We start from the raw sequence: 10,787 nt of genomic DNA on the forward strand, positions 1-10,787 counted from the left end.
AACGATGCAAAACACTGTCAAAAGCACCCAAAATCAGCCTCAAACGAGCGGGGATTTCAAATCGCAAAATCATCACGCGAATCACCGATCACACAGAGAACATGTGTCGTCTTGTCGAGCGGTATTTCAGCAGCCTGTTAGCCCACCTCTAACACCCGCTTGTCTTTGAGTACCCAGGTTTGCATGAGGTCGGCGAGTTTTTGCACAGACGGCCAAACAACGGACAAGTGGCCGATGAAATGCCTGCGTCAAGTGCCAAACCCAAGGGGTCATAAAACTGCTGCTTGTCGAGCAATGAGCGAATTTGTAAGTAAGCCCCTCCTCCGAGATCGCCCCTCTGACACTTCATTTCGTACCGAGGGCAGGCGTGGCTAGGCTTGTCATGTTCAAAGAGATGAAGGCGATGGTGTTGGCTCTGCCAACAAGGTACTCAAGGCCCGAGGACCGGCCCCATGACCACGATCAGGATAAGGGGCTTGGCTCAGAGCTTCGGGCAGTGGTGGCACGTCATCCCAATGAACGGGTAAGCGAAGCTCTGCCAACAAAGGTGCCATGGCACGCGGGGCATGCAATGCCACAGGCACAGGGTGAAGACTGTCCATGGATTCACGCAGCACCTGAGCGTGCCAAGCTAAACGATGCGTAGCAATTTTCTTAGGCTTATCCGACAAACCAAAGCCTGGCAGGTCAATGGCAACGGTCGGCTGTGATGATTGCAGTTGCGCGATGTATTGCGCGCTCCACCCGTCGGGCCCATGTAAATAGACATGCGGTGCTATAGCCGAATCTGTGCGGTTGTCAAACCAATGCAGACGCAAGCCGTTCAAGGCGGGCAAATCAGACGTGAAATGCGAAAACGAAAGCGGCAGATCGAACCCTTCCCAAGCAAGGTCTGGCGTGCGCAACGCATCCTCGCGCAAAGGGACTTTGCTGCGTTGCTGCTCGACCCGGCGTTGCTCAAAAAAATCTTGCATCACCTGTGCGCATGCATCCGCCAGCACGCCACCTGTGAGCTTGGTTTGATGGTTGATGTGTTCGTGTGTGAAGAGGTTCAACACCGAGCCGGCTGCGCCTGTTTTAGGCTCCGTGGCGCCAAACACCACCCGTTCGAAGCGGGCATGCAGGGTCGCACCGCTGCACATCGCGCAAGGCTCTAACGTGACATACAAGGTGCAATCATCCAGTCGGTAGTTGCCCAGCGCCTGTGCCGCCGCTCGCATGGCGTTGATCTCAGCATGTGCAGTCGGGTCGTGACTTGTGCGTGGCGCATTGTGGCCCGCCGCAATCACCTGCCCTGCCCTCACCACCACGGCGCCCACAGGCACCTCCCCTGCCGCTGCTGCCGCGTGTGCTTGGCGTAGCGCCAGTTGCATGAAACCGAGGTCTTGCGCTGAATGATATGGCGTCTTGGCTTGCGTCATGCTTGAACCATGCCGAGTTTGACCATCCAGTCGGCCAAAGCCTGCTCATCGGGCGTGCCCTGCGCATAAGCGGCATACATGGCGGCGTGTGATTCAGGGCGATGCTGGTTGAGCTTGAGTTTGCTTTGCAACTCGGTGATGCGCAACTCAAAGGCGACGATGCCATTGAGCATCTTGTGTTGGTAGTCTTCACCCAAACTGCGCCATTGCGCGGCATAAGGCGGCTCATGGCCGCCAATGAGCTGTTTGAGTAAACGGTCTTTGGCATGCGCTTCTTCCACCAAGGTCGCCTCCACCTTCGCGTGTACGGCCAAATAGCTCCATGTGGGCACGCGCGTGAGGTCTGGGTACACCTTGGGTGACATGTAGGCTTGCGGCCCCATGAACGTGACCAGTGCTTGTGGCCGCGCTTGCAGATAGCGCCAATGTGCGTTGGGCTTGGCACAGTGGCCGAGCAACAGGTGCTGCCCATCTTGCTGCGTCAAATGAAGGGGTAAGTGCGTGACAAAAGGGAACCCTTCGTCATCCACGCTGATCAGGCTTGCAAAGGGATACGCCCGCATGAGTGCGAGCGTATGAGCCTCATCTTTGGTCTTGAACTGCGGGGGCAGATACACACCAAGGCCCTAGCTTTGACGGTAGAACGCGGCGATTTTGCTCCCATCTAAATCACGGAAGTAGCAACCGTAGTAGCCGCCACCGCGCAAACCGGGGGCATCTTCGTCTGTGCCGCCCAGCGCCAAGGCTTTGGCATGCAGGGCGTCAACCAGTGCTTGGCTGGCGACCGTCAAGGCCACCATATTGCCGTTGCCCACCGTGGCGGGCTGACCATCAAAAGGCTTGAGTACGCTGAACATGGGTTGACCAGGTTTCACACCCCAACCAATGCCGCGCTCTAACTCAAAAAAACGTTTGCCATCGATCAACGCAAACAACGCGTCATAAAACGCAGCTGCGCGTGGCAAATCATTGGTGCCAATACTGGTGTGACTGATCATGTGAGCCTCTTGGTAAATTACCTCACGGCAAGATACCGCAAGGCGGTTGCAGATTTAGAAACGGCGTTTGGCCGCTGGGCCTGGGCCCTTGCCTTCGATGTGACGGAAAGTCACACGGGCTTTGTTCATATCGTAGGGGGACAGTTCGACCGTGACTTTGTCACCTTCGATGATACGGATGCGGTGCAGACGCATTTTGCCAGCGGTGTATGCGATCAGTGAGTGACCGTTTTCCAGAGTGACGCGGTAGCGAGAGTCGGGCAAGACCTCGGTCACGACACCCTTCATTTCGATCATTTCTTCTTTTGCCATGTACTCAGTGTTCTCTAATTTAAAAATCAAGCCCAAAACGGGCGCTTTGCCAACAACTTGCAATTGTAGGCTGTTTGTGTTTTGGGCTTACTCCCATGATGGCTTGACGACATTACCAGACCCCAATTAACCAACCCCCGTCGCGGCTTATCCGCGCAGCATAATCAGGAGTTTCATGATGTTCAGCGCCTTCTTGTTGCTAAAGGGTGGTTGGAACATCATCTGAATAGTGGAAAACGGCGCTTGGTAGTACACCGGGCGCAGCTTGGAGAAGGTGACAAAACCCTCGTAGCCGTGGTAGTGGCCCATGCCACTGGCACCGACGCCGCCAAACGGCAGATCGTGCTGTGCCACATGCAGGATGCCCTCGTTGATCGACACGCCGCCCGACATGGTGCGGTCGATGAACAAGTTTTGCAGCCCCTTGTTATGGGTGAAGGGGTAGATCGCCAGTGGCCTGTCGTGCGCGTTGATGTAACGCAGCACCTCTTCGGGGTCGCGGTAGGTCAGTATCGGGAGGATTGGGCCGAAGATCTCGCGCTGCAGCACTGTCATTTCGGGCGTGGCGCCCAGCACCAAGTGTGGCGCAAACTTGCGCAGCACGGCGTCAGGTGTGGTCTGCGGCGCTAGGTTCACTAGCTGGGCACCTTTGGCTTCGGCGTCGGCTAGGGTGGCGTGCAGGCGCTGGAAGGCGCGTGCGTCGATGATGGAGGTGAAATCGGAATTGTTGATATCGGGATAGCGCTCGGCCACCAAGCGTTTGGCGTGCGCCACAAACTCGTCAACCTTGCCTGCGGGCAGGAATACGTGGTCGATGGTGGTGCAGATTTGCCCGGCGTTGAGCAGCTTGAGCCACATGATGCGTTCGGCTGCGGTTTTGATAGAGAAGTCAGGCCCGACAAAGGCGGGCGATTTGCCGCCGAGTTCCAGCGTCACTGGCGTGAGGTTGCGCGCGGCGTTGGCCATGACGGCACGGCCAGTCTGCCCAGAGCCTGTGAATAGCAGGTGGTCGAATGGCAAGGAGCTGAAAGATGGGCCGTGGCCGCCAGCGTCTTCAAAAAATGCCAGCTTGTCCTGCGGGAAATACTTGGGGCTTAGCTCCTTGAGTGTCCTCGCGAGGAGGGAGGAGTTTTCCGACATCTTCACCATCGCGCGGTTGCCAGCGGCAAAAATGGAGGTCAGCGGCGCAATCGACAGGTTGAGCGGAAAGTTCCACGGCACGATCACGCCCACCACGCCCAGTGGCTGCGGGATCAATTTGTTTTTGGCCAAGGGGTACATCATCGCGTCAACGTGACGACGCATGGGCTTCATCCAACCCTTGAGGTGCTTGAGGGTGTCACGAATACCGTCGAGCACCACAAAAAACTCGCTGAACAGGGTTTCGAATTCTGATCGGTTGCCGTAGTCTTGGTTGATGGCTTCGACTAAGGCGGACTGGTTTTCTTTCAGCATGCGTGCGAGTGCTTTGAGGTCGGCCGCACGCTCACGGTAGCTGGGGTTGGGGTTGGCCAAGTAGGCCTTGCGCTGCAACTCTAGCGTGGTGGTGAACTCTTTAGGAATGGGCAGCGCCAGTTGGTCTTGTTGTGTTGGGTCGATGATGTTCATGGTTGTCTCCGTTGTTAGGGTGATGCGCCATGATGCTAGACTTGCGTCAGCCCTGTGGCGAAGGACGCGGACTGTCAATCCTCGGACATTGACTGACACAAGCGATGTTTTTCCGCCATGGCTTGGATGGCGCTTAGCAGGGGGAGGGGACTCAGTTGCCAGCGACGGGGAGTGGCTGTAGCGCAGGGGTGGTTGGCGTTTGGTGCAGTTGGCGGAACTCTGCTGGTGACAAGCCCGTCCAGCGACGGAACGCTCGGCGAAAGCTGCGTGCATCAGACAGGCCGACGACAAGCGAAATCGCTTCGCTCGAAGCGCCTTGCTTGAGCATCTGGATGGACCAGTTGCGGCGGTCTTGGTCGAGTAATTGCGAGTAGTCGATGCCTTCGCGAACCAGCATGCGGTGCAGCGTGCGCAGGCTAACGTGCATGCACTGCGCGATGTCTTCCAGCCGCAGCAGATGTCCATTGAGTGAAAACAGCTGCGCCAACAACGTGCTCTGGTTGCCTAGGCCGATGGCGCGGATTTCCTGCTCGCACAGGGCTTCCCAATAAGCACAGGTGTGGGGGTCGTGATGGGGGTTGCGCACCTCCAGCACACGGTCGGGAAACACCATGCGCGCCACCTGGGCACCGCAACTCACAGGGACACCCAGTAACTGGGTTAGCTGCGCTGCAACGTGTGGGTCGTGGTCTGGTAGTTCCACCCGAATCAGCGGGAACTCGCCAGCACAAAATGCTTTGACGACGTTGATGTTGGTCAGAAGGTGGTCTATCTCCAAGAAGCCGCGGCACTCGGGGTCGTCAAAGAGTTGTGGTGATTCAATAGCGCAAGTGCCGGGCTCGCTGGTATCGTGCACCAGCGTATGCGCCATCAGCGAGCCCGCCAGCAACTGGTGACGAAGCCCGAATTCGATGGCGGCACCGACGGTAGCTTGGGCCGAAAATGCTGGCCCCAAAAGCCCCAGCTGCGTCACCGATTTGTAGCGACCCGTTTCACAGGCCAGCGACAACCCGCCATGGCGGTGTAGTGCGCGGTTGATGCCCTCTCGGATGCGGATGTAACTCATGCGGTCGGCGGGGGTTTCGGCGTAGCCTCTGCCAAACAGATCGTGCGCCGACCAGCCGACACTCTGCGCCCAGTGCAACAAGCCGGTCAGGCTGTGCACCGCAAACACGGGATCGTCCACCGACACAAAACGCCGCGACGCCGGCTTGGCGGCGTAGGCGTTTTCGATGGCAACCGAAGTCCCCCAGACTGGCATCCAATGTCCTTTCAATGGCGTGATGGCGTCTCTATTCTTGAGCAGCTGTTCAAGTCTGCGCCACTGAAGCCAGACAAAAAAATTTGCTAAATCAGTATAGTCACGAAGCGGGTTTTTAACACTAGGTGCTGTTACCAGTGGTCTGCTTTGTGGGTCGAGGTGAAGACAACAAGGAGATGCAATATGACCAGTAAATATGTACTAGAACGTTCACGCCGTTCGTTTCTAAAAACCGGAGCGGCCTCGCTCGCCCTGATCGCCGCCGGCGGTTGGGTGGCCAGCCACTTTGCCGACCAAGGCGCCCGCATCCTGTACCCCCAGGCGCGGCTGTTGGATGCGCAGGCGCAGACCATGCTGGCCAAGCTTGCAGACGCAATTCTTGACGGGATGCTGCCCACCAATGCCGCCGCTCGCCAGGCCGAAATCGTGCGTGTGGTCGCCACCGTCGAGGCCTCGCTACAAGCTTTGCCTCCACACATTCAGAAAGAAACTCAAGACCTGCTAGTGATGCTGGGTCTAGCGCCCACCCGCGCCTTGCTTATTGGTCAGTGGTCGGGTTGGGCTAATGCCAGCCGAGAACAAGTCGGCGCGACCTTACAGGGCCTGCGCACGTCGTCGGTGGGCTTGCGTCGCGCCGTCTACATGGGGTTGCGAGATCTGGTGGCGAGCTGTTACTACGCCAGCCCCAACACCTGGGCACAAATTGGCTACCCTGGCCCGCTGCTGCGCGGACCAGGAGTGGAAGTTTGAACGAAACGAAGCATAAATCGGAGCATAAATATGAATAAACGCACTACTTACAATGGTTCCACTCTGACGCAAGACCTGACACTAGACGCCGATGTTGTCATCGTCGGCACTGGAGCTGGTGGCGGCATGACCGCCGAAATCCTGACCCAGGCCGGCCTGAAGGTCGTCATGCTGGAAAAGGGTGGATACCATACCGCCAAGAACTTCTCGCAGAACGAGGCAGAAGCCTTCCCCATGCTCTACATGGACGCCGGCGCCCAACGCACCAAAGACAAGGGCATGGTGGTGCTACAAGGCCGCAGCGTGGGCGGTGGCACAACCGTCAATTGGACTACGAGCTTCCGCACGCCAGACTTTACGCTCAAGTTTTGGGAAGACCAGTACGGCCTCAAGGGCTTCAACAGTGCGGCCATGGCGCCGCACTTTGCCGCCGTTGAGCAACGCCTGAATATGCACACCTGGTCGGACGCGCCGCCCAATGAGAATAATGCCCTGCTAGCGCGTGGTTGCGAGAAGCTGGGCTTCAAATCGGCCATCATCAAACGCAACGTCAAGGCTTGCGCCAATTCGGGCTTGTGTGGGGTGGGTTGCCCGATCAATGCCAAACAAGGCATGCTGGTCACCACCATTCCCAGCGCGCTTGACCAAGGGGCTACGCTAGTGTATTGCGCTGAGGCCATAACGATTCAACATGACGGTAAGCGCACCACGGGCGTCGAGGCCTTGGCTATGGATCCGCTGGGTCAAACACCAACCGGTCGAAAAATCCGTGTCAATGCAAAACATGTGGTGCTGGCCGCGGGTGCCATCCGCTCACCCGCGTTGTTAATGCGCTCGAAAGTACCCGATCCCTCAGGCAAGCTAGGCAAACGAACTTTTTTGCACCCAGTGGCCGTGACCCTGGCCCGCATGGAAGAGCCCGTCAACGCCTTTCACGGTGCGCCGCACTCGGTTTACTCCGAACATTACATGCTACATGAGGGCAAGGTCAACGGCACCGCCCGCATGGGCTACAAGCTCGAAGCCCTGCCAGTAACCCCTTTGCTCATGGCCTCGCTGGTCGACAAGAGCTTTGGCCCCGCCAGCGCCGAATTGATGAAGGCGTTACCGCATTGGCACGGCATCGATGCACTGCACCGCGACGGCTTCAATGATCACGAGGCCTGTGGTACGGTAGAGCTCAGCGGCGACACTGGCGTGGTGTTGGACTATCCGATCACCGACTTCGTCAAAAAAAGCTTGGTGAGCGCCACGATCGAACTCGCTGAGATCCAGTTCGCCGCGGGTGCCCAACAAGTCATGCCCATGCACATGGAAGCAACGCCGCTCAAGAACCTGAACGAAGTCCGCCAGTGGACACAAACGGCGTCGATGGACCCGCTGCGCCTGCTGGGCGGCTCTGCGCACGTCATGGGTGGTTGCCAAATGGGCACCTCGACCAGCAACTCGGTGGTCAACGAATGGGGCCGCCACCACACCATCGAGAACCTTTCGGTGATTGACGGCTCGGTGTTTCCCACCTCCATCGGCCTGAATCCTCAGCTCAGCATCTACGCCACGGCACACAAAAACGCTCACGCACTGGTCAAGGCGCTCAAAGGCGCATGACTGGTGACAACTGCGCAGCCGAATAGCCCGTCCACCCAGAGCGCAGAGCGCCCCTAGAGTGCAGCCTACCGCCAGTACGGCATTTCAGAATCCTTACCAGCGTCGCCCTTCGAGACCGTCACCACCATGCTGGAGGCGGCCCCATGCAACGCCATGCCGACCGTTCGGGCCTTTGGCCAGACAATGAGCTATGCGGATGTGAACCGTCAGTCGGGGCGGCCTTTCCGATTGCTTTTTTGGGCATCATGCGGGCCTGTGCTGTGCGGTGCAGGTCATCGTTAATCTGAGATTGTCCATTAGTTACAAATCGTTCAAGCAGCGGATCGTGCGCTTTGCTTTGCTTCAGGTATCAGATGGAAGCTGAGCCCTAAACGCGGTAAATCCACCCTTGCTCCAGAGCCATCTGAACCTCGCATGAAACTCAAGAGTCGTGTAGGTAGACGCGTGACAAAGCTTCATTCCCGCCATCGTCGCAACTCTCGCCCCTGCGCCCTGCACAGGGCATGCAGGTGCAGGTGGTGTCCAGCGGGCAGTGGTCAATTTTGTGAAGGGCGTTGCGAATGTCCAAGTCGCCAAAACGGGTACACATCGTGCGTGCATTGCGGGTGGGCATACACCACAAGAAGTAGCGCAGCTACCATGCCCTGTACCGCGCTATCGCGTCGCATAAAGTAACGCAGCCGCTCGGATGCTGCCTCGATTTCGCTGAAGGATATTCTTCAGCGTCCTGCACTTCATCGACCTGGACGGTCGATCAATCATTGGCCGACTGGCCCTGGTTGAGGCGGGTTTTTTATGAAATTTTCAATGGCACTGCGAGAGACCATCTGAGTCACAAAACCTTTGCGGTCGCTATCAATCAAAGCAGGCAAGAATTGGCGAATTTTCAAGAAAGATGGTTTCGTTGGCACGTCCGGTATTTGGCCATTGCTGATAATGCCTATCAGCTTTCCGTTGGAATTAAATACAGGGCCACCACTATTGCCAGATTGCGCGGGAACGGACGATGCAAATAAATTGGTGTTGTCCGTGGTGCCGCCCTTGCCATCGGATTTGATTCCCCACCCTAGGTGACGCCCAGCAGTGGCTACAAAGACCCCTAAACCTCCAGATGTAATGCCAGGATTCCCAACAGCCATCACCACATCATTCGTTGAGGGGTCTTTGGTGGCCGTTGATACCACTTGACTGGCTGACATTTTTTTACCATCACCATCATCAAATGTCAGTAGAGCCAAGTCAATGCCAGCCATTTGGTCAGCGTCCACGGCAAGTGCAATACCCGTGATCTTGATGCTTTGTCCTGCGATGTTTTTCAAAGTTCCACAAGCACCAGGCGGTAGGCGACTCAGGCCCTGCGCAACGTGGTTGGCCGTCAACGCCCGTCCTGGGCCAATGAGCACTGCAGCGGCCATTTCTAGTGCTGGCATAGGGCCATCACAATCGTAGTCTTGCATTACTTGCAAGGTGGAAGAGCGGCTCTGGGTCAGCGCGGTTTTGAGTTGATTCATTTCAAGATTACTTAGCGAATTGCTAAATGAATCATCTCCTTCGACCCAGGAGGCTTTAGTGTATTGATTGGGTGTTGTGTACTCAGAAAATCCGCTTGGAGCCCATTTGGTAATTTGCGCACGCATGGCCGTGGCGTTGGGGCCACCATAGACGCTTGGGTTGGCTGTGCCCAGAAGGGTCAAAATAACCTCGGGTGCATTTTTTGATTTGGGAGCTTCGCAAGCTGTCCTTGCGCGATTGACGCTTGAACCAGTAAGCATAGCGACCACATAGCCATCGGAATCAACGATGGGGCCTCCGCTATTGCCACCGTCCGCATCAATGGCAAAGTATGTCTCCGCGTCTGGACCTTTGAGCTCGTTGATCTGTGTGTTCAGACCATCGATGTCGGAACAAACCACGGCGGGCCGCCCAACGGTCACTGACCAGCCCCCTGTTCGAGCTACCATGAGGCCTGGATTTCCGATGGTGATGACATGATTGCCAGCGACCTTACTGGTGGGAGCTATCGCCAGTTTTTGACTCATGATGTTTGCAGGTAGGCGCAGCAATGCCATGTCCAAATCATAAGGAGGGAGTGGTTGTGGATTCTGGGTTGCAATTCGAATCGTGGCCTTGTCATTGGTCTTCTCGATTTTGGCCTCGATGCTTCGACCGTCGAAAGTGTGCACAAGGACTTGGGCGCACTTTCCATTGCTCAGTTTGGTTGTGCAAGTATTTTTTTCTAATGCACTGTAAGCATCTTCAATGACGTGCTGGGCGGTCACAATCAAATCCCCTGCAATCGCCCAGCCCGTTCCGCCTGAGTTTCCAGTCACTTCAAACCCGTTGGGTAGTGTGGTGACCACGTCAACAGAGATTCGCACAACTGCGGGAGCAACCTTACGTGCCAAGTCGGCATCGCTGCTGAGAACGGGTTCCCGTTGTGTTACGGCGCCAAGCAAGGTTTTAATGGATTCACGCGTGCTTGAATAGGCGTCGATGGAAGAAGATGCGCCACCACACGCAGTTAAAAGACTTGATAAAAAAAGGACGAGCACATAGCGATTGTTAAAGAGATTATTAATCATTGGAACTCCTGATTGAAATTGTTATATAAGCCTTCAATTGTAAAGCGTGCTCAAAATCGAACGGTAAGCGTAAAAAAGGAAAAATCAAAATCAAAATCGCTCTATTAGCAGGCGGATTCAAGGACGAAGTGCAACAAAGATGAACTGGTTATAGGTGGCTGAGGATGCGAGAGCATCATGGCCGCTTTAACCGCCAAGTCGAAGTTGCCCAATGTACAAGCACCTCAGCCGAGAAGAACGATACCAA

9 protein-coding genes and 1 pseudogene are annotated in these 10,787 nt (G+C 56.3%); 2 read left to right on the forward strand and 8 right to left on the reverse strand.

The features are described 5' to 3' along the window. Window positions 1–386 precede the first annotated feature (386 nt). From tadA to RMS03_RS09690, 6 genes are all read right to left on the reverse strand, one after another. Window positions 387–1,421, reverse strand: a complete 1,035-nt coding sequence (tadA, locus tag RMS03_RS09665; protein ID WP_310626859.1) for a tRNA adenosine(34) deaminase TadA — start codon at window positions 1,419–1,421, stop codon at window positions 387–389. Beyond that, on the reverse strand, window positions 1,418–2,038 hold the full coding sequence (locus RMS03_RS09670) for an FMN-binding negative transcriptional regulator (RefSeq protein ID WP_310626860.1): 621 nt from the start codon (window positions 2,036–2,038) through the stop codon (window positions 1,418–1,420). The genes tadA and RMS03_RS09670 overlap by 4 nt, the downstream gene beginning before the upstream one ends. A gap of 9 nt (window positions 2,039–2,047) precedes the next feature. Next, the gene (locus RMS03_RS09675; RefSeq protein WP_310626861.1) at window positions 2,048–2,419 is read right to left on the reverse strand and encodes a VOC family protein; all 372 of its coding nucleotides are present in this window, start codon (window positions 2,417–2,419) and stop codon (window positions 2,048–2,050) included. A gap of 54 nt (window positions 2,420–2,473) precedes the next feature. Continuing rightward, entirely contained in the window at window positions 2,474–2,731 is a 258-nt protein-coding gene (gene infA / locus RMS03_RS09680) for a translation initiation factor IF-1 (RefSeq protein WP_310626862.1), read from the reverse strand. 147 nt (window positions 2,732–2,878) lie between these two features. Then, the gene (locus RMS03_RS09685; RefSeq protein WP_310626863.1) at window positions 2,879–4,339 is read right to left on the reverse strand and encodes a coniferyl aldehyde dehydrogenase; all 1,461 of its coding nucleotides are present in this window, start codon (window positions 4,337–4,339) and stop codon (window positions 2,879–2,881) included. Between the two features lie 151 nt (window positions 4,340–4,490). Next, window positions 4,491–5,600: an AraC family transcriptional regulator ligand-binding domain-containing protein gene (locus RMS03_RS09690; protein WP_310626864.1), complete on the reverse strand. Its 1,110-nt coding sequence runs from the start codon at window positions 5,598–5,600 to the stop codon at window positions 4,491–4,493. Between the two features lie 183 nt (window positions 5,601–5,783). On the opposite strand from RMS03_RS09690, the gene RMS03_RS09695 reads away from it, so the two are divergent. Together RMS03_RS09695 and RMS03_RS09700 are read left to right on the forward strand one after the other, a co-directional pair. Next, window positions 5,784–6,350 (forward strand): hypothetical protein, encoded by a 567-nt coding sequence (locus RMS03_RS09695; RefSeq protein ID WP_310626865.1) that lies wholly within the window; start codon window positions 5,784–5,786, stop codon window positions 6,348–6,350. Between the two features lie 30 nt (window positions 6,351–6,380). Beyond that, on the forward strand, window positions 6,381–7,958 hold the full coding sequence (locus RMS03_RS09700; RefSeq protein ID WP_310626866.1) for a GMC family oxidoreductase: 1,578 nt from the start codon (window positions 6,381–6,383) through the stop codon (window positions 7,956–7,958). Between the two features lie 430 nt (window positions 7,959–8,388). On the opposite strand, the pseudogene RMS03_RS09705 reads toward RMS03_RS09700, so the two are convergent. Continuing rightward, window positions 8,389–8,571, reverse strand: a pseudogene (locus RMS03_RS09705) (tRNA guanosine(34) transglycosylase Tgt); the annotation flags it as partial. Between the two features lie 145 nt (window positions 8,572–8,716). Beyond that, a complete protein-coding gene (locus tag RMS03_RS09710; RefSeq protein ID WP_310626867.1) occupies window positions 8,717–10,540 on the reverse strand; it encodes a serine protease in 1,824 nt (607 codons plus the stop codon). Window positions 10,541–10,787 lie beyond the last annotated feature (247 nt).

Origin of the sequence: Limnohabitans sp. (genome assembly GCF_031538885.1) — a bacterium.
GTDB lineage: Bacteria > Pseudomonadota > Gammaproteobacteria > Burkholderiales > Burkholderiaceae_C > Limnohabitans.